Source organism: Aeromonas oralensis (genome assembly GCF_049665575.1).
Taxonomy (GTDB): domain Bacteria; phylum Pseudomonadota; class Gammaproteobacteria; order Enterobacterales; family Aeromonadaceae; genus Aeromonas; species Aeromonas hydrophila.
On record NZ_CP187186.1, the window covers coordinates 2,835,132 to 2,858,336 of the forward strand.

General features: G+C 61.5%; 22 protein-coding genes, 1 tRNA gene and 1 pseudogene. 15 read left to right on the plus strand and 9 right to left on the minus strand.

What is annotated here, in order from left to right:
• The first annotated feature begins 35 nt into the window (after nucleotides 1-35).
• The 10 genes and pseudogenes from ascN to ACPDZI_RS13250 all read left to right on the plus strand — a co-directional run bounded on the left by ascN (nucleotide 36) and on the right by ACPDZI_RS13250 (nucleotide 7,497).
• Entirely contained in the window at nucleotides 36-1,358 is a 1,323-nt protein-coding gene (ascN, locus tag ACPDZI_RS13205) for a SctN family type III secretion system ATPase AscN (RefSeq protein ID WP_438833275.1), read from the plus strand.
• Entirely contained in the window at nucleotides 1,355-1,816 is a 462-nt protein-coding gene (gene sctO / locus ACPDZI_RS13210; protein WP_438833276.1) for a type III secretion system stalk subunit SctO, read from the plus strand. Before ascN ends, sctO begins: the two co-directional genes overlap by 4 nt.
• Nucleotides 1,817-2,907: 1,091 nt before the next feature.
• Nucleotides 2,908-3,120, plus strand: a complete 213-nt coding sequence (locus ACPDZI_RS13215) for a type III secretion system needle length determinant (protein WP_438834578.1) — start codon at nucleotides 2,908-2,910, stop codon at nucleotides 3,118-3,120.
• Entirely contained in the window at nucleotides 3,117-4,040 is a 924-nt protein-coding gene (sctQ, locus tag ACPDZI_RS13220) for a type III secretion system cytoplasmic ring protein SctQ (RefSeq protein ID WP_438833278.1), read from the plus strand. Before ACPDZI_RS13215 ends, sctQ begins: the two co-directional genes overlap by 4 nt.
• Nucleotides 4,037-4,690, plus strand: a complete 654-nt coding sequence (gene ascR / locus ACPDZI_RS13225; RefSeq protein WP_207137792.1) for a SctR family type III secretion system export apparatus subunit AscR — start codon at nucleotides 4,037-4,039, stop codon at nucleotides 4,688-4,690. The genes sctQ and ascR overlap by 4 nt, the downstream gene beginning before the upstream one ends.
• Nucleotide 4,691: 1 nt before the next feature.
• The gene (ascS, locus tag ACPDZI_RS13230; RefSeq protein WP_017408012.1) at nucleotides 4,692-4,958 is read left to right on the plus strand and encodes a SctS family type III secretion system export apparatus subunit AscS; all 267 of its coding nucleotides are present in this window, start codon (nucleotides 4,692-4,694) and stop codon (nucleotides 4,956-4,958) included.
• Nucleotides 4,955-5,742: pseudogene (sctT, locus tag ACPDZI_RS13235) on the plus strand (type III secretion system export apparatus subunit SctT). Before ascS ends, sctT begins: the two are co-directional and overlap by 4 nt.
• Nucleotides 5,739-6,797, plus strand: a complete 1,059-nt coding sequence (gene sctU, locus ACPDZI_RS13240) for a type III secretion system export apparatus subunit SctU (RefSeq protein WP_438833279.1) — start codon at nucleotides 5,739-5,741, stop codon at nucleotides 6,795-6,797. Before sctT ends, sctU begins: the two are co-directional and overlap by 4 nt.
• Nucleotides 6,798-6,916: 119 nt before the next feature.
• Nucleotides 6,917-7,114: a hypothetical protein gene (locus tag ACPDZI_RS13245; protein WP_438833280.1), complete on the plus strand. Its 198-nt coding sequence runs from the start codon at nucleotides 6,917-6,919 to the stop codon at nucleotides 7,112-7,114.
• On the plus strand, nucleotides 7,111-7,497 hold the full coding sequence (locus ACPDZI_RS13250) for a hypothetical protein (RefSeq protein ID WP_438833281.1): 387 nt from the start codon (nucleotides 7,111-7,113) through the stop codon (nucleotides 7,495-7,497). Before ACPDZI_RS13245 ends, ACPDZI_RS13250 begins: the two co-directional genes overlap by 4 nt.
• Before the next feature lie 67 nt (nucleotides 7,498-7,564).
• Here the strand turns inward: ACPDZI_RS13250 and ACPDZI_RS13255 are convergent.
• Nucleotides 7,565-7,652: transfer RNA gene (locus ACPDZI_RS13255), tRNA-Ser, on the minus strand.
• A gap of 183 nt (nucleotides 7,653-7,835) precedes the next feature.
• Between ACPDZI_RS13255 and ACPDZI_RS13260 the strand changes: the two genes are divergently transcribed.
• The 3 genes from ACPDZI_RS13260 (at nucleotide 7,836) to ACPDZI_RS13270 (ending at nucleotide 11,174) form a co-directional block, all read left to right on the plus strand.
• Nucleotides 7,836-8,492, plus strand: coding sequence for a Bax inhibitor-1/YccA family protein (locus ACPDZI_RS13260; protein ID WP_016351136.1), 657 nt, complete (start codon nucleotides 7,836-7,838; stop codon nucleotides 8,490-8,492).
• Between the two features lie 163 nt (nucleotides 8,493-8,655).
• Nucleotides 8,656-10,809 carry a YccS family putative transporter gene (gene yccS / locus ACPDZI_RS13265; protein ID WP_438833282.1) on the plus strand — a complete coding sequence of 718 codons (2,154 nt, stop codon included), beginning with the start codon at nucleotides 8,656-8,658 and terminating at the stop codon, nucleotides 10,807-10,809.
• Between the two features lie 20 nt (nucleotides 10,810-10,829).
• Entirely contained in the window at nucleotides 10,830-11,174 is a 345-nt protein-coding gene (locus tag ACPDZI_RS13270; RefSeq protein ID WP_017407983.1) for a TusE/DsrC/DsvC family sulfur relay protein, read from the plus strand.
• Between the two features lie 57 nt (nucleotides 11,175-11,231).
• Here ACPDZI_RS13270 and dedD read toward each other — a convergent pair whose 3' ends face one another.
• The 7 genes from dedD to ACPDZI_RS13305 all read right to left on the minus strand — a co-directional run bounded on the left by dedD (nucleotide 11,232) and on the right by ACPDZI_RS13305 (nucleotide 20,087).
• Nucleotides 11,232-12,032: a cell division protein DedD gene (dedD, locus tag ACPDZI_RS13275; RefSeq protein WP_216989536.1), complete on the minus strand. Its 801-nt coding sequence runs from the start codon at nucleotides 12,030-12,032 to the stop codon at nucleotides 11,232-11,234.
• A gap of 74 nt (nucleotides 12,033-12,106) precedes the next feature.
• Complete coding sequence (gene folC, locus ACPDZI_RS13280; protein WP_411637047.1) at nucleotides 12,107-13,366, minus strand: bifunctional tetrahydrofolate synthase/dihydrofolate synthase; 1,260 nt, start codon at nucleotides 13,364-13,366, stop codon at nucleotides 12,107-12,109.
• 2 nt (nucleotides 13,367-13,368) lie between these two features.
• Nucleotides 13,369-14,232, minus strand: coding sequence for an acetyl-CoA carboxylase, carboxyltransferase subunit beta (gene accD / locus ACPDZI_RS13285; RefSeq protein WP_011706493.1), 864 nt, complete (start codon nucleotides 14,230-14,232; stop codon nucleotides 13,369-13,371).
• A gap of 119 nt (nucleotides 14,233-14,351) precedes the next feature.
• Entirely contained in the window at nucleotides 14,352-15,161 is an 810-nt protein-coding gene (gene truA / locus ACPDZI_RS13290; protein WP_102988490.1) for a tRNA pseudouridine(38-40) synthase TruA, read from the minus strand.
• A 178-nt stretch (nucleotides 15,162-15,339) separates the two neighbouring features.
• Entirely contained in the window at nucleotides 15,340-17,523 is a 2,184-nt protein-coding gene (locus ACPDZI_RS13295; RefSeq protein ID WP_438833284.1) for a FimV/HubP family polar landmark protein, read from the minus strand.
• A 275-nt stretch (nucleotides 17,524-17,798) separates the two neighbouring features.
• Nucleotides 17,799-18,815: an aspartate-semialdehyde dehydrogenase gene (locus ACPDZI_RS13300; RefSeq protein ID WP_016351142.1), complete on the minus strand. Its 1,017-nt coding sequence runs from the start codon at nucleotides 18,813-18,815 to the stop codon at nucleotides 17,799-17,801.
• Between the two features lie 141 nt (nucleotides 18,816-18,956).
• Entirely contained in the window at nucleotides 18,957-20,087 is a 1,131-nt protein-coding gene (locus ACPDZI_RS13305; RefSeq protein WP_438833285.1) for a 4-phosphoerythronate dehydrogenase, read from the minus strand.
• A 323-nt stretch (nucleotides 20,088-20,410) separates the two neighbouring features.
• Here ACPDZI_RS13305 and ACPDZI_RS13310 point away from each other — a divergent pair, with 323 nt between their 5' ends.
• Nucleotides 20,411-21,157: a phosphatase PAP2 family protein gene (locus tag ACPDZI_RS13310; protein ID WP_438833286.1), complete on the plus strand. Its 747-nt coding sequence runs from the start codon at nucleotides 20,411-20,413 to the stop codon at nucleotides 21,155-21,157.
• 71 nt (nucleotides 21,158-21,228) lie between these two features.
• On the opposite strand, the gene ACPDZI_RS13315 is transcribed toward ACPDZI_RS13310, so the two are convergent.
• Entirely contained in the window at nucleotides 21,229-22,059 is an 831-nt protein-coding gene (locus tag ACPDZI_RS13315; RefSeq protein ID WP_263678275.1) for a MetQ/NlpA family ABC transporter substrate-binding protein, read from the minus strand.
• Between the two features lie 236 nt (nucleotides 22,060-22,295).
• Here ACPDZI_RS13315 and ACPDZI_RS13320 point away from each other — a divergent pair, with 236 nt between their 5' ends.
• Nucleotides 22,296-22,835, plus strand: a complete 540-nt coding sequence (locus ACPDZI_RS13320; RefSeq protein WP_168967179.1) for an isochorismatase family protein — start codon at nucleotides 22,296-22,298, stop codon at nucleotides 22,833-22,835.
• Nucleotides 22,836-23,205: the final 370 nt, after the last annotated feature.

A 23,205-nucleotide genomic window follows, 5' to 3' on the forward strand; every position in this document is an offset into this window, starting at 1 on the left:
TATAGTGCTCACCGTTTTTACTGGTGTTGCTTCCTATGAATCTTTCCTTCGACCACATTGCAGGCCAACTGCGTCACGCCATCGACGAGTGCCGCCTGATCCAGATCCGTGGCCGGGTCACCCAGGTGACCGGCACCCTGCTGAAGGCCGTGGTCCCCGGAGTTCGCATTGGCGAGTTGTGCCATCTGCGCAACCCGGACAACACCCTCTCCTTGCAAGCAGAAGTGATCGGATTTGCCCAGCATCAGGCGCTGCTCACCCCTCTTGGCGAGATGTTCGGCATCTCCTCCAACACCGAGGTGAGCCCTACCGGCACCATGCATCAGGTCGGAGTGGGCGAGCATTTACTTGGCCAAGTATTGGACGGGCTTGGCAATCCTTTTGCCGGCGGACACCTGCCAGAGCCAGCCGCTTGGTATCCGGTCTATCGGGATGCTCCTCCTCCCATGAGCCGTAAACGGATCGCACAACCCATTTCGCTGGGTATTCGCGCTATCGACGGTCTGCTGACCTGTGGTGAGGGACAACGGATGGGGATCTTCGCTGCAGCCGGTGGCGGCAAAAGCACCCTGCTGGCGTCGCTTATTCGCAGCGCCGAAGTGGATGTCACCGTGCTTGCCCTCATCGGTGAGCGAGGCCGCGAGGTGCGGGAGTTTATTGAGGCGGATCTGGGAGAAGAGGGGTTAAAAAAGGCCGTGCTGGTGGTGGCCACCTCTGATCGCCCCGCCATGGAGCGCGCCAAAGCCGGCTTTGTCGCCACTTCCATCGCCGAATACTTTCGGGATCAGGGCAAACGCGTGCTGCTGTTGATGGACTCCGTCACCCGCTTCGCCCGTGCCCAGCGTGAGATTGGCCTGGCCGCTGGTGAACCGCCCACCCGCCGCGGCTACCCGCCATCGGTGTTTGCCGCCCTGCCCCGACTGATGGAACGGGCAGGCCAGTCGGACAAAGGTTCCATCACCGCTCTTTATACCGTGCTGGTGGAAGGTGATGACATGACCGAGCCGGTGGCCGATGAGACCCGCTCCATCCTCGATGGTCACATCATCCTCTCGCGCAAGCTGGCGGCAGCCAATCACTACCCGGCTATCGACATACTTCGCTCCGCCAGCCGGGTCATGAATCAGATCATCAAGCCTGAGCATCAGGCACAGGCCGGTCGCCTGCGCAGCTGGTTGGCCAAGTACGAAGAGGTCGAACTGCTGCTGCAGATCGGCGAATACCAGAAGGGTCAAGACAAGGTGGCCGACGAGGCAATCGCCCGCATCGAAGCGATCCGCCAGTGGCTCAAGCAAGGCACCCATGAGCCGAGCTCGCTGCCCGAGGCGCTCGCTACCCTAGAGGCGTTGACCCGATGATAAGCCGTCTGCAACAGATAAAGCAGTTGCGGCTGGAGCGGGCCGAGCAGCAGCTCGCCGCCCAGCAGGCCAGATTGCAGCAGGCCCATGCCCGGCAACGAGAGGCGCAGCAGGAGTGCCTTGACTACCGTCAGTGGCGTCTCATCGAAGAAGATCGTCTGTTTGCCCTCTGTCAGGCAGAGCAGCTTGATCGCAAAGGACTCAAAGAGTGGCAACAGCAGGTCGCCCTGCTGCGAGAACAAGAAGCCCACCTTGAACAACTGGCCGCCGAGCAGGGCGAGCGGGTAGCCGAAGAGCGCTCCCGACTACAGGCATGCCAGCTAGCGGTGCACCGTGCCCGCCAGCAGCAGGAAAAGTTTGCCGAATTACACCGGCAGGAGCTGACAGCCCAACAAGCCCTGCGCGACTACAACGAAGAGCAGGAACAGGAAGAGTTCCGCCAGCAGATCAGGATGTGACCAGAGATGAACCGACTCAACGCTCCCCGCTCAGAAACCCGGGTTGCTGACGAACAGCAAGGCTTGCCGCGCGAACCGCTCAAAGCGGATCCGGCGCAGCAGCTGCGCTTCGAGCAAGCCCTGCACCTCAAGTCCGCATCACAGAAAGTGCGTGTTCAAAAGAGAGTACCAGGCAAACAGGAGCAAGAGCGCCGGTCAAAACCGGATGCCCCCCAGTCAAACAGCAAAGCGACTAACAAGGAGGCGGAACTGGCAGAGAGAAAGCTGACACGCCCAGACCCACACGCCAAAACCCCTCGTGGCAAGCAGGAGAGACGCGATTGGCAGGAATCCCAGTTGCTTCCTGCGACGTCGCCTCAGATCCACGAGGGTATACAGGCACCAACCACGCAGCAAGAGCGTAAGACAGCACAAGCCAAGCTGACAGAGCAAGCCAGGACGTTACCACGTGAGATCACCAGCGGCCCTGAATTGATTACCGTAGCCGAACCGGATACTCAAAGCAGCCTCAATGGCCCCTCCCCCGAGCTGCCATTGACCACCCCAAACGGAACCCAAGCCAAACCACGACAGGATACATTGTCAATAGAGAGCAACCTGCTGACCAATCCTCACAAGTTACCTGTAGCAGACGACTCGGACACTCGGGACAAAGTCGATGAATGTGCCTTGGACCAGACACTGCCTATGCCAAACGAAATACTCATCCGGCTACAGCAGAGCGAAAAGCCCGTCGAGAGTATCCAGCTAAGAGACAGCAACAAACTGCAAGAACCTGGCGAACTGGCCACTCGGCCTGAGGTCAGCGAACGGCTGCAAACAGAAGATGAACCTACCGAACTGGTGCCAGTGGCCAGTGAGGAGGAGTTGCTTGCGAGAGAGAACTTTGCCGGTTCGGCCATCCGGGTTCCTCCTCTCGCGACCACGCCGGGAGATCTGCTGCTGGCCCGGGTAACGCACAGTTTCGATCATCACGAACTGGGCCAGTTGATCAGCCGACTGGCGGTGGATATGCACCTTGAACTGGGTCGCCTGGAGCGCCCCCTCTGCTGCAACTCTCTCTGCCCGCGCTCGGGGAACTCACCATCCGCATCGAGCGCCATCAGGGCATGCTGCAGGTGGAGATGCTGGCCAGCGAACAGGGCTCCCAGCTGCTCAATCAGGGTCGCAGTGAGCTTATCGATCGCTTGCAACGTCTATACCCCGGTGAGCGAGTCGCTGTTGATCTCTTTACCCGGGGCGACAGCGAGCAGGGGTCGCGCCAGAAACGATCCATCTATGACGAATGGGATGCCGACGCATGACATCGATTGCCTTTACCTCCGCCTCACCAGCGGAGCTGACCCTGCAACAGCGGCTCAGCCAGTGCCGCCACCACTATGGCTGGAGCGGTGGCGAGCTCATACTCGCCATCGCATCGCAGCCAGCGTCCCTCGACTACCGGTTGCAACTGCAGTGGCAGGGGCTCTCGCTGCCGCTTTTGTGCCATGGCGCCGAACTGACCCGCTGGCTTGCGCCAGACCTGCAGCAGGCAGCCCTGTTCAGTCTGCCAGCGTCGTTGCAACTGGCGCTGATCGAGCGCCTCGGGCAACCCCTTGGCGGCCTCAGCTGCTCGGCGTTGGCTCCGCTCGCCACCAACGAAGCCGCCGGTCAGCCGGCACTGCAGCTGCTGCTCAAGCGGGAGGGGGCCACTCTCGCCTTCTGGCTTGCCGAACCCGGTCCGCTGTTTGGCAAGCTGCCCACACGACCAAGCCAACAGCGCCTGGCGCAGCCCCTAATCCTCTCCTTGCAGTGGGGGGCGATGCGGGTCGCCATCAGCGAGCTTGAGGCGTTGACCTGCGGCGATGTGTTGTTGCCGCCGCCTCACCCGTTGCTCGGCCAGCAATTGCTGCTCTGTGTCGAGGGGCGACCCTTTGCCTATTGCCTTCCCCATCAACAACATCTGGAACTGACTGCCATGCACAACGCCGCCGATGACAATCTCGATGCCACCCAGCTGGATAACCTCCCCATCCAAGTTACCTTTGAAGTGGGCCGCCAGACTCTGGACTGGCACTCTCTGACCACCTTGCAACCGGGTTCCCTTATCGATCTAGGCACCCCCATCGATGGCGAGGTACGCATCATCAGCAATGGCCATCAGCTCGGTAGCGGCAGACTGGTTGAGATCCAGGGGCGACTCGGTGTGCGGGTCGAGAGCCTCAAGAGCGAGCCAGCGTCATGATCCAGCTGCCAGACGAGCTAAACCTTATCGTCGGGCTGGCGCTGCTGGCGCTGCTCCCCTTTATTGCCGTGATGGCTACCTCCTTCGTCAAGCTAGCGGTGGTCTTTTCGCTGCTGCGCAACGCCCTGGGGGTACAGCAGATCCCCCCCAACATGGCGATGTACGGACTGGCCATCATCCTCAGCATCTATGTGATGGCGCCGGTCGGTTTTGCAACCCAGGATTACCTGCGCCAAAACGAGGTATCGCTGGCCAAATCCGAATCGGTGGAGAAGTTTCTCGACGAGGGAATGGCCCCCTATCGCACTTTCCTGAAAAAACAGATCAAGCCGCGGGAGCACGCCTTCTTCATCGACAGCACCAAACAGCTTTGGCCCAGCGAGTATGCCGACCGGCTGGAGCCCGACAGTCTGCTGATCCTGCTGCCTGCTTTTACCGTGAGCGAGTTGAGCCGGGCCTTCGAGATAGGGTTCCTGATTTATCTCCCCTTTATCGCCATCGATCTCATCATCTCCAACATTCTGTTGGCGATGGGGATGATGATGGTCTCCCCCATGACCATCTCACTCCCCTTCAAGCTGCTGCTGTTTGTGCTGCTCGATGGCTGGGCCCGCCTCACCCACGGGCTGGTCATCAGTTACGGAGGCTAATATGAGTCACGCCGATATCCTCCACTTCACCAGCCAGACCCTCTGGCTGGTGCTGATCCTCTCCATGCCGCCGGTGTTGGTGGCAGCGCTGGTGGGGACGCTTGTCTCTTTATTGCAAGCCTTGACCCAGATCCAAGAACAAACCCTGGGCTTCGTCGCCAAACTGATTGCCGTGGTGATCACCCTGTTTGCCACTACCGCCTGGCTTGGCAACGAACTCTACAGCTTTGCCGACATGGTGCTATTCAAGGTGCCTCAGATCCAATGAACCTGGATAGCCTGCAGGGCCAGATGCTGGCCTACACCCTGTTGCTGCCGCGCTTTATCAGCTGTTTCGTCATGTTGCCGGTACTGAGCAAACAGATGCTGGGGGGGCAATGATCCGCAATGGCGTAATCTGTTCGCTGGCCCTCTTTGCCTACCCCATGGTGGCCGACACGTTGCCACCCACCATCACAGCACTGGATCTTGCCCTGCTGGTAGCAAAGGAAGTACTGCTGGGCCTGCTGATCGGCTTTGTGGCCGCCATCCCCTTCTGGGCTATCGAGGCAAGCGGCTTTCTCATCGACAACCAGCGTGGCGCGGCCATGGCCTCCATTTTCAACCCGAGTCTTGCCAGCCAAACCAGTCCGACCGGACTATTGCTGACCCAGACTCTTATCACCCTCTTCTTTGCCAGCGGTGCCTTTCTTGCCCTCCTTTCTGCTCTGTTTCAGAGCTATGCCAGCTGGCCTGTCGCACACTTCTTCCCCACCATCGGCGATCACTGGGTCAGCTTCTTCTACAGCCAGTTCAGCCAGATGCTGCTGCTTTGCGCTCTGCTGGCAGCACCGCTGCTTATCGCCATGTTTTTGGCTGAATTCGGGCTGGCACTCATCAGCCGCTTTGCCCCCTCCCTCAACGTCTTCGTACTGGCAATGCCCATCAAAAGCGCCGTTGCCAGTCTGTTGCTGGTTATCTACATCAAGTTGATGATGGACCACGCCTATAGGCAGATGCTGGCGGTCATGGATCCGCTGCGACTGCTGATCCCTATTCTGGAGGCGCGATGAGCGGAGAGAAAACCGAGCTGCCCACCCCTAAAAAATTGCGAGACGCACGCAAAAAGGGTCAGGTGGTCAAAAGCAAGGAGGTGGTTTCCACCGCCATCATTTTGAGTCTTATCGGCATGTTGATGGCGATGTCCGATTACTATCTGGAACACTTGGGCAAATTGATGCTGATCCCAGAGTCCCATCTCAACCTCCCATTTACTCAGGCCCTCAACCATGTGCTGGAAAACCTGATGCAGGAGATGGCTTATCTCTGCATCCCGCTGCTCGGCGTCTCGGTACTGGTGGTGCTCGTCTCCCACTTTGCCCAGTACGGCTTTCTGCTGAGCGGCGAGTCCATCAAACCGGACATCAAGAAGATCAACCCGGTGGAAGGGGCCAAGAAGATTTTCTCCATCAAGAGCCTGATGGAGTTCGTCAAATCCCTGCTCAAGGTCACCCTACTCAGCCTGCTGGTCTGGATCACCATAGAAGGCAACCTGCAGGCGCTGTTGCAGCTGCCAGGGTGCGGCATGAGCTGTATTCCTCCTGTGCTGGGAGGCATGCTGGGCCAGCTGATGGCGGTCTGCGCCATGGGCTTCGTGGTGATCGCCATCGCCGACTACGCCTTCGAACACTATCAGCACACCAAGCAACTCAAGATGAGCAAGGACGAGGTAAAACGGGAATACAAAGAAATGGAAGGGAGTCCAGAGATCAAGAGCAAGCGCCGTCAATTCCATCAGGAGCTGCAGTCGAGCAACATGCGTGCCGACGTGAAGCGTTCCTCAGTCATCGTCGCCAACCCGACCCATATTGCCATCGGCATCCGCTACGAGCGAGGTGAGACCCCCCTGCCAGTGGTGACACTCAAATTCACCGATGCCCAGGCACTTCAGGTTCGCAAGATAGCAGAAGAGGAAGGTATTCCTGTGTTGCAGCGTATCCCATTGGCCCGTGCCCTCTATCGAGATGCGCTGATCAACAGCTACATTCCTGCCGATCAGATCGAAGCGACCGCCGAGGTGCTGCGCTGGCTGGAGCAGTGGCGCCAAAACGAAGGGCCGCAATGGTAACCACCATTGGGTTATCTGTGCACCGCTTCACCTAAAAATATCCGGCTTCAATTAATATCCAGTTGACCCCTGTTCTTGCGATCCTGTGCGCCAATCATCAACCACACGAAGAGATGGGTATGGAACTCAATTCCCGATTGACCCGACTGGTCAGGCAACTGGATGTCTATCAACTCAAGCAACTGTCTACCGACGAGTGGCGGCTGCTCGCAGCAGATAGACGCTCCCCAGCCGGCACGCCAGACAGAGCATTGATGGCTAATTTATGGCCACAAGCAACGTCCATTTTTCACACCACCAGCCAGGAATTCCCATGACATTCGATGCCATGCTATCCGGCCTCTGCCGCCATCTTTACCTGCCTCCACACTATCAACATGCAGATGGACTGGACATCCCGGCGGGCCCCTTCACTCTTCATATCAGGCAGCAGGATCGGCTGGTCACCCTGTTCATTTCATTGGGCGATATTCAGACCACATCGCTCACCAACATGGCTGATTGGCCAACACTCCAGCTCAGCAACACAGATGAACGTAATACCCTGCTCTGGGCTCGCGAGTGGCTCGATAAGCTCAACCAAGACATCATGGTAGATTTGATTAGCCGCATGCTACATCAGGCGCAAGCCTTGACGCTGGACAGCCAACCGTCCACGACTTTGTCAAACAATCGACACTCGGCAGCTCTTCACTGCTAAATGTTGAGCACATAGATAGCAAAAAGCCCCCGGCAACCAAGTTGGTTGCCGGGGGCTTTTCTGAAGATGGCGGAGGAGGTGGGATTTGAACCCACGGATGGTCGCCCATCGCCGGTTTTCAAGACCGGTGCATTCAGCCGCTCTGCCACCCCTCCGAACGGCGTGCATACTACGTCAGCCCCTTGTTCATATGCAATACATATTTGATTTGGGATAGTAGGGGGTAATAGGCTGGGGTGGGGCTTGAAATCAGCGCTCGTCATCCCGACATTCAGTGCATACAATGCGTTAACGAGGCGGATTGCCGCCTCACCCCGGAAATCAAGAGGACACCCAAGATGGATACCCGTTCTATCTATACCGGCACCCAGAGTGCCGCGCGCGATACCAACAAGGTACTGCGCAACACCTATATGCTGCTCTCCCTCACTCTTGGCTTCTCTGCCGTGGTGGCCGGGGTAGCCACCGTGATGAACATGCCGCCCCTGCACTGGGCCATCTTCCTCATCGGCGTCTACGGTCTGATGTTCCTGACCGAGAAGAATCGCGAAAACGGCATGGGGCTGGTGTTCACCTTCGCCCTGACCGGTCTGCTGGGCTACAGCCTGGGCCCCATCATCAACATGTACATGAACAACGGCGGCGGCGAGATAGTGATGACCGCGCTCGGCGGCACCGCGCTCACCTTCTTCGGTCTGTCGGCCTATGCCCTGACCACCAAGCGTGACCTCTCCTTCATCGGCGGCATGCTGTTCGTCGGTTTCTGGGTCCTGCTGGTGGCCATGATCGCCAACATCTTCCTGCAGATGAGCGCCCTGAGCCTGGCCCTGTCCGCCATGTTCATGCTGTTCTCCTCCGGCGCCATCCTGCTGACCACCCAGCAGATCGTGCGCGGCGGCGAGACCAACTATATCTCCGCCACCGTCACCCTGTACGTCTCCATCTACAACATCTTCCTGAGCCTGCTGAGTCTGCTTGGCGGCAACCGCAACTAATCAAACACCCCGCTTCGGCGGGGTTTTTATTGGCTCCTGTTTCTGTCAGGATAAGTTGTAAATCAAGGATATGAAGCGAAGTGGCCCTGATCCAAATCAGGGCCGTTTCGTTGTTGACCGGTTATGCTCTGGTTTTCGTTTCGCTCAAGGGTTGCGCTCTCCCATGCCCACGGATTTCTCTGGCCTGTTGCGCCGTTTGCTGACTGACAGTCATATCTATTTCGCCCTCAAGGTACTGCTGGCCATCATGGGGCTGCTTGCCTTCACTCTGGCGACCGGCGACATCCAGCTCACCGTGCTGCTCTCCCTCGGAGTGGTGGCCGGTGCCATCGCCGAGACCGACGACAGTCTGTGGGGCCGAGTCAAGAACCTCGCCATGACCCTGCTCTGCTTCCTGTTCGCCTCCCTGTGCGTGCAGTACCTCTTCCCCACGCCCTGGCTGTTTGCCCTGGGACTGGCAGGTTCCACCTTTATCTTCGTGATGGTGGGGGCGCTCGGTCAGCGCTACGCCACCATCAGCTTCGGCTCCCTGCTCATCGCCATCTACACCATGCTGGGGGCCGCCAAGGCACCGGATCTCTTCTATCAGCCGCTGGCCCTCGGCGCCGGAGCACTCTGGTATGGCCTGGTGTCGCTGATCTGGCTCTGGCTGCTGCCCTACAAGACCCTGCACGAGCAGCTGGCCCAGAGTTACTTTGCCCTCTCCCGCTATCTACTGGAAAAATCCCGCTTCTTCCCGGCCGACGAGCACGGCGCCCAGGCCATTCGTCACAACCTGGCCCAGCTCAACATCAACCTGGTCAACGCCCTGACGCTCACCAAGTCGGCGCTCAACGCCCGCCTCAGCACCCGTCACCGGGCCTCCCCCGAGCTGGCCAGCCTGCTGCGCCTCTACCTGCTGGCGCTGGAGATCCACGAGCGGGCCACTTCCAGCCACTACCCCTACAGCAAGCTGGAGGCCGAGCTCAAGCAGGGCATCGTGCTTGACGGCTTCCAGGAGGTGTTCCTGCAGCTCTCCGAGGCGTGTCAGCGGCTCGGCTACGCCATCCTGGTGCACAAGCCCTATGCCCACAACAAGCGCATCCACTGGACGCTGGAGGCCCTTGGCGATCAGCTGGAGTTCACCCACCTCAAGCAGCACTACCCGAAAACCCTGCTGACGCCGATGAAGTTCCTGCGCCGCAATCTGGCCAGCATCAACCAGCTGCTGCAAAGCGCCGAGGAGCTGCAAAATCCCGAGCAGGCGCCGCAGAACCTGCCGCCCCTGGCCAGGCCCGCCCGCCTGCCGCTGCTGATCCAGCTCAAACAGCACCTGACCCCCAACTCCATGGTGTTTCGCCATGCCCTGCGGCTGTCGCTCGGGCTGGTGGTGGGCTATGGCATCCTGCAGGCGTTCCACCTGGACAAGGGTTACTGGATCCTGCTGACCGTGCTGTTCGTCTGTCAGCCGAGCTACAGCGCCACCCGTCGCCGGCTGGTGCAGCGCATGCTCGGTACCTTCGCCGGCCTGCTGGTGGGGATCCCGGTGCTCTGGCTGTTCCCGGAATTGCACGTGCAGCTGGTGGTGATGGGGCTGGCCGCCTTCCTGTTCTTCACCCAGGTGCGCAGCAACTACAGCGCCGCGGTCTGCTTCATCACCCTCTACGTGTTGATGGCGTTCAACCTGCTGGACGGCATCGGCTTCGCCATCCTGGGGCCGCGCATTCTCGATACCTTCCTCGGCTGCCTGCTCTCCTACGCTCTGGTGGCCTGGCTGTGGCCGGACTGGCAGTACAAGCGGCTGCCAACCCTGATCGCCAACTCGCTCTCGGCCAACGCCCGCTACCTCTCGGCGGTGCTCGCCAGCCTGCAGCAGCAGCGGGATGAGTCCATCGACTACCGGGTGGCGCGCAAGAGCGCCCATCTGGCGGACAGCGAGCTGGCCATGGCCTGGCAGAGCATGCTGGTGGAGCCGCAAAAGCGCCGTCGTTTTCTCGACCTCTGCTTCACCCTCACCTGGCGCAACCACGCCCTGCTCTCCTACATCTCGGCGCTGGGAGCCCATCGCGACAAGCTGGAGGCCATCGGCGAGCTGGACGAGATCAGCCGTCACCTGAGCCACACCCTGGAGCGGGCTGCCGGCCATCTGGCGGGAGAGATGCCGGAGCAGATCGAGGGGCAGTGCCCGGTCATCACCCCCGACAGCAGCGAGGAGCAGCTGATGCTGACCCAGCAGCTCAACCTCATCAGCCAGCTGGCCGATGAGTTACTCACCCTGGCCAACGAGAGCCGGTTGCTCACCCGGGAACAAGGCGCTACCATGCCCGCCCAATCCTGACAGGCCACAAGGAGCCCACCATGTCCGAGCATCACCAGCTGGAATTCAACGGCCAACTCATCGACACCGATGCCAAGGGTTATCTGCTCAACAGCAACGACTGGAGCGAGGCGCTGGCGCTGGTACTGGCCGAGCAGGAAGGTATCGTGCTGGAGGAGCCGCACTGGGAAGTGGTGCGCTTTGTGCGCGCCTTCTATCTGGAGTTCAACACCTCCCCCGCCATCCGCGCCCTGGTCAAGGCAATGGAGAAGCAGTACGGCCCCGAGAAGGGCAACAGCCGCTACCTCTACAAGCTGTTCCCGGAAGGCCCCGCCAAGCAGGCCACCAAGATTGGCGGCCTGCCCAAACCGGTGAAATGCATCTAAAAAAATACCGCGCCCATCCAAGATGCAGCGCGGTATTTTTTTACCTTGTCGACCCTGTTAAGGGTTGTAAGCCACCACGGAACCACTCAAGCCGGTCATCTGGCCGATGCGGCTCTGCATGCCCTGCAGCTTGGCCTTGGAGACATCCGGCCCGATGAAGACCCGGTTGAGCTGACCCTGGACAGGCGTACGCGGCGAGGTGTGCGCCGAGTAGCCCGCAGCCCGCAGCTTGCCCACCAGCGCATTGACGCTGTCGACGTTCTTGAAGGCGCCGAGCTGCAGGATCCAGCTGCCCTGGGCCGGTGCAGCAGCGGCAGGAGCCGGGGCTGTTGTCGCGGTCGGTTGCCCCATCTTGCTGGCGATGAGATCGTCCATCGACTTGATCTGGCCCGCCTGTGGCTTGTTCTCAACCGGTTTTTGCACTTCGACCGGCTTGGGCGGCACCACCTTGGGCTTGGGCTGCTCCACCGGTTTCTTGGCGATCACCTCAGGCTTGGGCTGGGGCTTGACCACAGGCGGAGTGACGGGCTGGGTCACCGGCTTGGCGGCCGGTTGTTGCACCGGCGGCTGGCCCTGCTTGGCCCCCAGGGTTACCGGCTCAGATACCTCTTCCACCTGCCACTGCTGGGCAGCAGAGGCCTGCTGCTGGCTGGCCAGGTGTTCCGCCGGCAGGGTGCTGGCGGCCGATACCTGCAAGGCGGGCTTGGCGGGCTCCAGCTCCGGGCGCAGCGGGATCTTGGCAAACGCCTCTTCCTTCTGCTCCAGCTTGTGGCCGTCCATCAAATCCGGCAGAAAAATGACAACCAGGGCCACCAGGATGACGGTGCCCACCAGACGGTTTTGAAACTTAGAGGCCAAGTTGAATCCTACCTTTACGTAACTCAATATGCGATTCGGCTCCCCGCCAGAGGGCCGGGGAGCCGGGGTGTGGCCTAGACGGCGACACCCGCCAGAATGTCGGCAACAGTGTAAAACGAACCAAACACAATGACCATATCATCAGGACTCGATGCGGCCAACGCAGCAGCATAGGCCTGCCCCACGCTGTCAAAGGTGGTCGCCGGCCCCCGCTCGCTGCCAAGGGCGGCCGCCAGCTGGGCCGCACTCGCCGCCCGCGGGCCGGTCAAGCTGGCCAGATACCATTCACCGATGAGACCATCAAGCTCGGCGAGCGACCCCGCCATGTCCTTGTCCTTGAGCATGCCGACCACGGCGCGGCGCACGCCGGTGCAGGGCATCTTGCGCAGCTGGGCTGCCAGATAGGCGGCAGAATGGGGGTTGTGGGCCACATCGACGATGACCAGCGGCGCACTTTGCAGTTGCTGCATCCGCCCCGCCAGCCGGGCATTGGCCAGCCCTTGCCGAATAGCCTCTTCCGGCAGCGGCAGGCCGAGGGACTCCAGCGCCGCCAGCACGGTGACCGCGTTCATCAGCGGCAGGGCCGGTTTGGGTAGGTCGCGCCACTGATGAAGGCCGTGATAATCCCAGCCGCTGGCGTGCTCATCGCCACGAAAATCAATGCCGACCTGACGCAGGCAGGCACCGAGGCGCGCCGCCTCGCTGGCGATGGTGACGGGCGGATTGGGCTCACCGCTGATGGCGGGTTTGCCGGCGCGATACACCCCCGCCTTCTCCACCGCCACCGCCTCGCGGGTATCCCCGAGCCAGTCGCAGTGATCGAGCGCAATGGAGGTGATCATGGCGACATCGGATTCCACCACATTGGTGGCATCCAGCCGACCGCCCAGCCCCACTTCCAGCAGCAGCACATCGGGCACGGCGCGGCGGAACAGCCACAAGCCCGCCAGGGTGGCGAACTCGAAGAAGGTAAGGGCAATCTCGCCGCGGGCCGCTTCCACCTCGGCAAAGGCGGTACAGTGATCGCTGTCGGCCAGTTCGGCCCCGTTGATCCGCACCCGCTCGGTGAAGCGCAGCAAATGGGGAGAGGAGTAGACGCCGACCTGGTAGCCGGCTTCCATCAGTATGCTGGCCGCCATGGCACAGCTGGAGCCCTTGCCATTGGTGCCCGCCACCGTGATCACCTTGAACGGCAGTTGGGTAAGACCCATGCGATGGGCCACGGCACCGACCCGATCCAGCCCCATGTCGATGTTGACCGGGTGGATCTGCTCCAAATAAGAAAGCCAGTCGACCAGCGACCGGCTTTGGGATTGTTGCATGTTGGAACTCATCTTCACTCTTCGATGACGTGAGTATTCAGCATTTTGGCGAGCAGGCTGGCCAGACGGTTGCGCATCTCGCGGCGATCGATGATGAGGTCGATGGCGCCCTTCTCCAGCAGGAACTCGGAACGCTGGAAGCCTTCCGGCAGCTTCTCGCGCACGGTCTGCTCGATGACGCGCGGACCGGCAAAGCCGATCAGTGCCTTGGGCTCGCCCACGTTGATGTCACCCAGCATGGCCAGACTGGCGGAGACGCCACCCATGGTGGGGTCGGTCAGTACGGATATATAGGGCAGACCGGCCTTGGAGAGTCGGTCCAGCGCCGCACTGGTCTTGGCCATCTGCATCAGGGAGAACAACGCCTCCTGCATGCGGGCACCACCCGAGGTGGAGAAACAGACCAGACCGCGACCTTCCTTGATGCTCTCCTCGACGGCACGCACGAAGCGGGCACCCACCACAGAGGACATGGAGCCACCGATGAAGGAGAACTCGAATGAACAGGCTACGACCGGCACCCCCTTAAGGGTCCCCTTCATCACCACCAGCGCATCTTTTTCTCCCGTCTCTTTCTGGGCGGCAGACAAACGATCCTTGTAGCGCTTGGAATCCTTGAATTTCAAGACATCCTGCGGCTCCAGCTCGGCACCGATCTCGGTGCGGCCCTGCTCGTCGAGAAAACTCTCGAGACGGGCACGGGCGCTGATGCGCATATGATGATCACACTTGGGGCACACTTCGAGATTGCGCTCCAACTCTGCCCGGTAGAGCACCTGTTCACAAGCACTGCACTTGGTCCACACCCCTTCCGGAATGTTGTGACGACGAGGTGTAGTGATCTTGCTCTTGGGAAGGATCTTCTCAAGCCAGCTCATGGAATTCCTTAATGCTTTTGTGCCTGACAAAACGCATCGAGCCTAGATTGTTCAATGACTTAATAGCTCGATGGCAATAAATGACGGATCATTAAACCACAAATTTTCGGGGCCAGTTACTAAAAACTGGTCGTACCCGGTGCCGAGTCCGGCAGCCACAACGGCCCCAGCGGCATCCGCGGCAACCCCAGCTCCGCCGGGTAATCCACGTCCACCAGATAGAGTCCCCCCGCCTTGGCAGTCGGGCCCGCCAGGTTGCGATCCCGGGCTGCCAGCACCTCGGCAATCCACTCCACCGGCTGAAGCCCCTGCCCCACCAGCAGCAGGGAGCCGGTGATGTTGCGCACCATGTGGTGCAGGAAGGCGTTGGCCTTGATGTCGAGCACGATGTAGGGGCCGGAGCGGCTGACACAGAGGTGCGTCACATTGCGCCACGGAGTGTTGGACTGGCAGGCGACGGCCCGGAAGGTGCTGAAGTCGTGCTCCCCGAGCAGGCTCTGGCCCGCCAGGTGCATCAGATCGGCATCGATGGTTTCGTGGTAGTGACTGACGCCACTGCCGAGGATGGCCGGCCGGTAGTTGTGGTTGTAGATGACGTAGCGGTAGCGACGGGCGGTGGCGCTGAAGCGGGCATGAAACCCCTCGTCTACCTGCTTGACCCAGCGCACGGCGATGTCCGGCGGCAGGTTGGAGTTGAGGCCCAGGGTCCAGGCCCCTTCGGCGCGGTTCGCATCGGTATCGAAGTGGATCACCTGGCCAGTGGCGTGGACACCGGCATCGGTGCGCCCTGCGCACTGGATGGAGACGGGGTGATTGGCGATCCGGCTGAGGGCCTTTTCCAGCTCCTCCTGTACGCTGATCACTTCGCGCTGACGCTGCCAGCCGAAATACCGGCTGCCGTCGTATTCAATACCTAGGGCAATTCGCATGGATAAACTTGTCTTCTGATGAAAAGGGGCGGTAAACGAAACGGGGCGGATTATACGCGTCTCGCCTCAAAAATCCCAAATAGCAACGCCCAGGCCGGACCAGGCGCCAAAACACAGGAGCCAAAAACAAGGGGCAGCCCATCGGCTGCCCCTGCTTTCACCACTATGCGCTGGCTCCCTAGCCAAGGCGCTTGAGCAGCTTCTCGGCTTCGGCCCGTTGATGCTCGGAACCCTGCTCCGCCGCTTCTTGCAGCAGTTCGCGGGCGCTATCCTTGTCGTCGATCTCGAGGTAAGCACGGGCCAGATCCAGCTTGGCCCCGACCCCGCCATCGTCGGCATCCACGTCAAACCCGGTGGACTCCGGCAGCACCTCGGGGAAGCCATCCAGCCCCACGTCCAGCGAGAAGCCCTGATAGGGTTCCTGCTCGGTGGTGGTGGCGTCTGCCTCAGCCAGCAGCTTGTCGATCTCGACATAGCCGCTCTCCTGGGCCTGTTCCCGTGGCTTCACCTCGCCCGGATGGGACTCCACTTCGGCGAAGGCATCCTCGAAATCGGCCAGTGCCAACTCGTTGGGATCCCACTCCAGATCCTCAGCGGCCTCCTGTTTCCCCTTGCTCGGCTCGGGCTCCAGCCCCAGCTCCGCCAGCAACTCATCAGCGCTGGCGTCGGCCGGGGCACTGGCCGCCTTGTCGGCGTCAGGCTCAGCAAAGGCGGTCTCAAAGTCGCTCAAATCGAAGGAGGCGAGATCCTCGTCGCTGACCATGGGGTCGGCATCGGGCTCATCCAGCGCCAGATCGGCTTCCAGGTCTGCGTCCAGCTCGGCGAACAGGGCTGCCTGCAGCTCCTCTTCGCTCATGATCTCGTTGTCAGCCTTGGGCTTGGGATTGAATTCGCTGGCAAGATCCAGATCCGGCTCGGTGTCGAGGGTGATGGACTCGTCATGGGCCAGATCCAGCTCGGGCACCAGATCCGGATCCCGGATGGCGGCCTTGGCGGACGGGGCCGGCTCGGCATCGAAGCTGGCCAGGTCCATCTCGCCATCGTCGCTGAACACCAGGTCGGCCGGCGCGGCAGGCTCTTCCACCGCCATGTAGCCATCCGGCGTATTGAGATCCGGACGCGGTCGTACCGGCTCGTCGTCGGTGATGCCGACCGTCATCAGCTCGTCAAATTCGCTGCTCTCCTGATCCATCACCATGGCGGTGGATTCGGACAGGCTCTTCTCCTGCTCTTCCAGCTCGCGGCGAGCACGCGCCCGCAGCCACAGGGTCACCAGCGCCAGCACCAGCAGCACCGGCAACAGGATGATCATGGCCAGGTTGAGCGGCGAGGAGAGCAGGTCCATCAGCCAGTTCTGCTTGGGCTCGGGGGCCGGCGCCACCGGCGGAACCGGCTTGGCCTTGAGCTCGGCAATCTCTTTTTGCAGCGCGGTCTGATCCTGCAGCTGGGCCTTGAGGGTCTCCACCTCTTCGGTCAGTGATTGCAGCCGCAGCTTGAGCCTGTGGTTCATCTCGGTGACCTGGCCGAGCTGGGCGTTGGCATCTTCCAGCGCTAGCGCCATCTCGGTGGAAGGCTTGCCGACCGGTTGATTGACATCGGCCGGCAACGGCGCCGGTGCGCTGGCCGTGGCGGCGCTGGTGGCAGCCGCCTGGCTGGCTACCGACTCGGGAGCCTTGGCAACCGCCTTCACCTCGGTGGCCGGCTGGGGTGTCTCCACCTTGGGTGCCGGGGCCGGAATGGGCGCCGCCTTGGCGGGCGCGGCCTTGGCTACCTCGGGTTTGGCCGGCTCGGCCGCCTTGGTCGGGGCCGCTTTGACGGCCACCGGCTTGGCCGGCTGGGTATGCTTGCTCGCCAGGTATTTCGGGCTCAGCCCTTTCCAGCTGGCGTTGTCACTGCGGAATTTGGCGCGGGCCTCGGCATCGGTGATGATGCTGGCATCGGCGGTGGTGGGCAGCTGGATGCGCGAGCCCACCAGAATGTGGTTGATGTTGCCATCGGCGAAACTGCGGGGGTTTTTCTCGTAGATCGCCACCATGGTCTGGTAGACGCTGACACTGCTGGAGGGACGGTACTTGCTCGCCAGGCTCCAGAGGGTATCGGTGGGACGAATGGGGCCATAACTGCCGGCATTGCTCGCAACCTGCCGCACGATCGGCTGGGCCGTGGCTCGGCTGGGTTGGGACGTGGCGCGGGGAGCGGCGACGGGTTGTGCCAGCGGCTGGGAATTGACGGCGGGCGGAGCCGGCTCGTCCGGGCCTTTGAGCTCAACAAAAAAAGGCTCCCGCGCCGAGTCTTCAGCCTGGGCCGTGCCCAGCAGACCCAATGCGAGTAGCGTTGCCAATGTTATGCGGGAATGTCCCATATTCGTTCCTTCGTATGACGGCCCTATCACATTGAAAAATCTGGATAGTTACCCCAAAACAGTCGGTTCAATATAAATCAGGCTCAGGTTGCAAGCCAGCAGTCCGACACATTTAGCACCCAACTTGCCCCTGAGTGTAGGAAAAAACTTAATCAGTTGATATCGCGAAAAATTCTCGCGTCAGCAGAGTGCGTCCCCGGTCACATCCACCCTATGGGTGCACAGACTGGCAGCCTGGCGGATTTCCCTCCCCGCCAGGCCAATGGACCCGGCGATCAGAGGTAATCGCGCACCAGCAGTTCGGCAATCTGCACGCTGTTGGTCGCCGCGCCCTTACGAACGTTATCGGCCACGATCCACATATTTATACCGCAGGGGTGAGAAATATCCTGGCGAACCCGGCCCACCAGCACCTCGTCCTTGCCGGTTGCGTCGCGCACCGGGGTCGGATAGTCGTTCTCGTCATCAAACAGGGTGACGCCCGGCGCATTGCGCAGCAGCTCTTTCACCTGTTCGGCGTCGAGCGGCTGGTGCAGCTCGACGTGGACTGCCTCGGCATGGCCGTAGAACACCGGCACCCGCACACAGGTGGGGTTCACGGCGATGCTGGCATCCCCCAGGATTTTCTGGGTCTCCCACACCATCTTCATCTCTTCCCGGGTGTAGCCGTTGTCGGTGAAGCTGTCGATCTGCGGGATCAGGTTGAAGGCGATCTGCTGCGGGTAGAGGCTCGGCTCCACCGGACGACCATTGAGCAGGTGGGCGGTTTGGCCCGCCAGCTCGCTCACCCCCTCCTTGCCGGAGCCGGAAACGGACTGATAGGTCGCCACGTTGATGCGGGCAATACCTACCTCATCGTGCAACGGCTTGAGCGCCACCAACATCTGGATGGTGGAGCAGTTGGGGTTGGCGATGATGTTGCGGTTGCGAAAATCGGCCAGCGCATCCGGGTTCACTTCCGGAATGACCAGCGGAATGTCTTCGTCGTAACGGAAGCAGGAGGTGTTGTCGATGACGATGCAGCCGTGCTCGGCGGCAATCGGCGCCCACTTGGCAGAGACCTCGGCCCCGGCGGAGAAGAGAGCGATCTGCACCTGGCTCCAGTCAAACTCCTCCACATCCAGGATCTCGACGTTCTTGCCGGCAAAACGCACCGTGTCGCCGGCGCTGCGGCTGGAGGCCAGCGGATAGAGGGTGGCGATCGGGAAGGCACGCTCTTCCAGGATCTCGATCATCGCCTCGCCCACGGCGCCGCTGGCGCCCAATACCGCTACGTTGAATTGCTGACTCACTGCTGTTCTCTCCTATGATGGTGCCGGTGACGCGCGCTGGCATCACCGCTGGCAGGCGGACCTGCCTGATAGCGGGTCTGGCGTCGGCCAGACCGGGTGTGGGCGGGACAAGGCTCCCGCCCCTTCAAGTATGTAAAGTGTTCAGTCTGGCTGGCAGACAAACCCGAGCCGGGCCAGGGCATCGCCGGCAAACGGCCCTTTCAGCTGCAGGGAAGAGAGCTCGCGTCGCTCAGGATAGTGTTTGCGCTGCTCATCGAAACTGCCCGCCACACCGAGCCGGTTGCGAAAACGGGCGTCATCGCGGCGCACGTCATAAATAAGGTGGACCAGTTGCTTGATCAAGGCCTGATCCGCCGGCTGGCCCGGTGTCACCTCGCGCACCTCGGGAATGGGCAGCAAGCTTTGCAGATCCTGGCGCGGCGTGCGCCCCAGTTGCCGGCAGAGTGCCTCATAGAGCATCCAGGTGCCACGGGCCTTGCCTTCCAGGCTGTAACCCGCGATGTGCGGGGTCGCGAGCTCAGTGTGGGGCACCAGGGCCTGCAGCGGCTCCGGCTCCCCTTCCCACACGTCCATCACCAGCCGCAGCGGCGCCTGGCTCTGCTGGCGCGCCAGCAAGGCCTGGTTGTCCCACACCTCGCCACGGGAGGCGTTGATGAGGATCTGCCCGGCCGGGCGGGCGGCAATCAGCGCCGCATCCAGCAGGTGGAAGGTGGCGTCCGGCCCCTGGTGGGTGATGGGAACGTGGAAGCTGACGATGTCGGCCTCAAGGGCCTGCCGGTAGTCGACAAACTGTGCCGCCTCGTTGGCCTCGGCGGCGCGGGCACGGGGCGGATCGCAGCGCAGTACCCGCATGCCGAGGGCTTCGGCCTTGCCTGCCACACACTCGCCGGTATTGCCGGCACCGATGACCGCGAGGCTCATCTCGCTCAAGTTGAGCTCATGGCGCTCGGCCAGCACCAGCAGGGCGGAGAGCACATAGTCGCCGACCGAATATTTGTTGCAGCCGGGGGCGCTGAAGAAAGGAATGCCCCGCTCGGCCAGCAGCCCCTTGTCCACGTGATCGGTGCCGATGGTGGCGGTGCCGACGAAGCTCAGTCGTGGGCAGCTGGCCAGCAGCGCGGCGTCCACCCGGGTAACGGAGCGCACCAGCAGCACGTCGGCCTCTTGCAGATCCGCCGCCTGCATCTGCCTGCCGGGCAGCGGGATGACCTCGCCAAATTCGGCAAACAGCTCACGGGCGTGGGGCATATTTTCATCAACGACGATCTTCATCGGGCTCTCTCACTTCGCTAGCGGCCACAAGCGCGCCATTCTAGCCCAAACAGACCGAAGTTTCAGATGCTTATTCATCCATGAGCGGCCGTCGCCGCGACTTTCTGGCGGGAACCTGCGCGCTGCTGGCTCATCTCTGCTCAACCGAGTGGTGCAACCTGCACAAGCGACCTCGGGTGTTCCCCCTCGCCACCAGCCGGATTGCACGCGGCAGGTCGGCCATCACCACACTCATTTGTAACCCCGTGTTACAGCGAGCAGGGCGCGACTTGACCGACCGGACTGGGCTGGCACAATGGCGCCTCTTTTTTTGCTGCCCAGGAATGGGCACCTTGCCGAGCCCCGTTATGCCGACTCACGCCTCTTCCCTGCCGCGCCGCCAGGTGCTGTGTTTCAGTGCCGCCCTGATCCTGCCGCTGCTCCTGCTGGCCTGCCTGCCCTGGCAACCGTTCATGAGCCAGGCCCTGCACTCGGACTGGCTCTGGTGGCCCTACGCCCTTACCCGCATGGTGGATGTGCCCGGCATCGCCGTCAGCATCCTGGCCCTGCTGCTGCTGACCCGACACAAGCTGACGCTGAGCCTGCCCGCCCTGCTGGCCCTCGGCAGCGCCCTGTTTGCCGTGCTGGCCGGCGACTGGCTCATCAAGAGCCTGATCAAGCATCTGACCGAGGAGCCCCGCCCCTACCTGCTCTGGCTGGAGAGCCAGCAGCTGATCCCCGCCATCCCGCAGTTCTACGCTGGCAAGGTGGAGGTGCGCAGCGAGCAGGTCCATGCGGCCAGCCAGCTGCTGGCACTGCCCGAGTGGCTCGCCAACCACTGGCAGGCGGAGGTGAACTACGCCTTCCCCTCCGGCCACAGCATCGCCGCCATGAGCCTGGCCCAGTTCTTCGGCCTGATCTGGCTGGCGCGCGCCCCTGCCGGCGCCTGGCTGCTGCCGCTGTGGGCCATCGGTGTCGGCCTGTCGCGCATGCTGATCGGCATGCACTGGCCGCTGGATGTGCTGGCAAGCGCCCTGCTCGGCAGCCTCACCGCGCTGTTCGCCGCCCGCTGGTGGCTACGCCGTTACTGACATCTGCACGACATAAAAAAACGGGCACCCGCGGGTGCCCGTTTTTGTTCAAAGCCTGTGATGCTGGCAACTCAGTTGCTGGCGCTCGCGCCCTGCCACCCTTCGGGGTACTTGTAACCGACGAAGCGTTTGGCGGCATAGGCCTTGAAGGCGGCCGAGTTGTAAGCCGCTGCCACGTCTTTGGCAAAGGGCTTGTCCGCATCGGCACTTTTTACCACCACCCAGTTGATGAAGTCGTAGCTGCGCTCAAGGAACAGCCCGGAGCTGAAGGGAATGCCGCTTGAGGCGGCAAAGTTGCCGTTGATGACCGAGAAGTCCACGTCTTCGCGCGAGCGGGGCAACTGGGCTGCCTCCAGCAGCACCAGCTTGAGGTTGTGCGGGTTTTTCACCACGTCGAACTCGCTCGCCTTGAGCGGGTTGATCCCCTCCTTCAGGGTCAGCCAGCCCAGATCCTGCAGCATCAGCAGCGCCCGCGCCTGATTGGTGGGGTCGTTCGGAATGGCCACCGTGCTCCCCTCCTTCACCGCCTTCAGATCTCCCAGTTTGCCGGCATAGAGGCCCATGGGGCCGGTCGGTACCTGGGTGATGGGGGCAAGCGACAGCCCCCGATCCTTGGCAAAGCTCTCCAGGTAGGGCTTGTGCTGGAAGCAGTTCACATCCAGCGAGCCGTCGGCCAGCGCGATATTGGGGGTCACGTAGTCGGTGAACTCCACCAGTTTGACCTGGTAGCCCTTGGCTTCGAGCTGCGGCTTGATGGAGTCGGTCACCATGTCGGCAAAATCCCCCACCGTGGTACCGATGACGATCTCCTGTTTGGCCGGATCGGCAGCCAGCGCGGCCAATGGCAGAGTACCGGCCAGCAGGGCCAGGGCGGAAAGGGCAAAGAAGGAACGACGCAGCATAAAAACTCCCTGTAAACATCTCAACGGCTGGCGCGATGGCAGAGTCGTGCTTGAATCACTGCAACCATCTAGCCATCCAAATGGCTAATTAAGCACACCATAACAGAGCCGTTTCGCTTCGCCAAGCAACAAAATCGGGCAAGCTTATTTATAAAAAATCACGGCCTTTGATATAAGGACTCAATGCGGCTGAGCACCATCGGCTACCCATTTCATTCCCTAGAAAGGAGTCCATCATGCTGACCACCACGAACACCGGCCTGCTGGTCGTCGATATTCAGGGCAAGCTGGCCCGGCTGGTCGAGGGGAGCGATGCCCTGATCGCCAACACCGCCAGACTGGTGGCGGGGGCCAGACTGCTGGGTCTGCCGGTTGTCTGGCTGGAGCAGAACCCGGACAAGCTCGGGGCCACCGTGCCCAAGCTGCAGTTGATGCAGGCAGGCGATCTTGTGCTGGCCAAGCACAGCTTCGGCGCCCTGGGGGAACCGGCGTTGGCCGACGCCCTAGCCCGCCAGGGCGTCAGCCACTGGCTGGTGTGCGGCATCGAGGCTCATATTTGCGTCTACCAGACGGTGCTGGGGCTACTGGATGCGGGCAGCCAGGTGTCGCTGGTGGTGGATGCGGTGTCGTCGCGCAGCGCCGCCAACCGGGAGATCGCCATCCACAAGCTGGCGGCGCACGGGGCCGAACTCACCTCGGTGGAGATGTGCCTCTACGAGCTGCTGGGTGATTGCCGCCATCCGGCCTTTCGATCCATTCTGGCGTTGATCAAATAGCCCTCCTGTCGACCGGCCCCACCGTCCGGCATTCCGCGCTATATTGCTGGTGCTGATTAAATAGCCTCCCCTGCCGACCAGCCACTTCATCCGACACTGCTCCATTGGCGCCCTGTGGCTTGCCTGCATTGACCCTCACTCTGCTTTCGATCTCGGCGCCCCCCGCCTGCACGGTGCGCCTCCCATTTCGCGCCGCTCCGTCCGCTCCCTTTCGCACCGGCCTCCTCACCAAACGTTAATGAACAGTTACTAATAGGTTGATCTACAAAGATAAATATCAACACTGATTAGCTGAGAAAAGTTCTCAATACAGCACATAAAAGGATTCACAGGAACCCCCACATGGTCTGTGAAATATTTGTTGTGGGAT

Bases quoted from the DNA above. Each gene is read 5' to 3' on its own strand.
- ascN (WP_438833275.1), top strand. From the start codon at position 36: ATGAATCTTTCCTTCGACCACATTGCAGGCCAACTGCGTCACGCCATC.
- sctO (WP_438833276.1), top strand. From the start codon at position 1,355: ATGATAAGCCGTCTGCAACAGATAAAGCAGTTGCGGCTGGAGCGGGCC.
- sctQ (WP_438833278.1), top strand. From the start codon at position 3,117: ATGACATCGATTGCCTTTACCTCCGCCTCACCAGCGGAGCTGACCCTG.
- ascR (WP_207137792.1), top strand. From the start codon at position 4,037: ATGATCCAGCTGCCAGACGAGCTAAACCTTATCGTCGGGCTGGCGCTG.
- ascS (WP_017408012.1), top strand. From the start codon at position 4,692: ATGAGTCACGCCGATATCCTCCACTTCACCAGCCAGACCCTCTGGCTG.
- sctU (WP_438833279.1), top strand. From the start codon at position 5,739: ATGAGCGGAGAGAAAACCGAGCTGCCCACCCCTAAAAAATTGCGAGAC.
- ACPDZI_RS13245 (WP_438833280.1), top strand. From the start codon at position 6,917: ATGGAACTCAATTCCCGATTGACCCGACTGGTCAGGCAACTGGATGTC.
- ACPDZI_RS13250 (WP_438833281.1), top strand. From the start codon at position 7,111: ATGACATTCGATGCCATGCTATCCGGCCTCTGCCGCCATCTTTACCTG.
- ACPDZI_RS13260 (WP_016351136.1), top strand. From the start codon at position 7,836: ATGGATACCCGTTCTATCTATACCGGCACCCAGAGTGCCGCGCGCGAT.
- yccS (WP_438833282.1), top strand. From the start codon at position 8,656: ATGCCCACGGATTTCTCTGGCCTGTTGCGCCGTTTGCTGACTGACAGT.
- ACPDZI_RS13270 (WP_017407983.1), top strand. From the start codon at position 10,830: ATGTCCGAGCATCACCAGCTGGAATTCAACGGCCAACTCATCGACACC.
- folC (WP_411637047.1), bottom strand. From the start codon at position 13,366: ATGAGTTCCAACATGCAACAATCCCAAAGCCGGTCGCTGGTCGACTGG.
- accD (WP_011706493.1), bottom strand. From the start codon at position 14,232: ATGAGCTGGCTTGAGAAGATCCTTCCCAAGAGCAAGATCACTACACCT.
- truA (WP_102988490.1), bottom strand. From the start codon at position 15,161: ATGCGAATTGCCCTAGGTATTGAATACGACGGCAGCCGGTATTTCGGC.
- ACPDZI_RS13295 (WP_438833284.1), bottom strand. From the start codon at position 17,523: ATGGGACATTCCCGCATAACATTGGCAACGCTACTCGCATTGGGTCTG.
- ACPDZI_RS13305 (WP_438833285.1), bottom strand. From the start codon at position 20,087: ATGAAGATCGTCGTTGATGAAAATATGCCCCACGCCCGTGAGCTGTTT.
- ACPDZI_RS13310 (WP_438833286.1), top strand. From the start codon at position 20,411: ATGGGCACCTTGCCGAGCCCCGTTATGCCGACTCACGCCTCTTCCCTG.
- ACPDZI_RS13315 (WP_263678275.1), bottom strand. From the start codon at position 22,059: ATGCTGCGTCGTTCCTTCTTTGCCCTTTCCGCCCTGGCCCTGCTGGCC.
- ACPDZI_RS13320 (WP_168967179.1), top strand. From the start codon at position 22,296: ATGCTGACCACCACGAACACCGGCCTGCTGGTCGTCGATATTCAGGGC.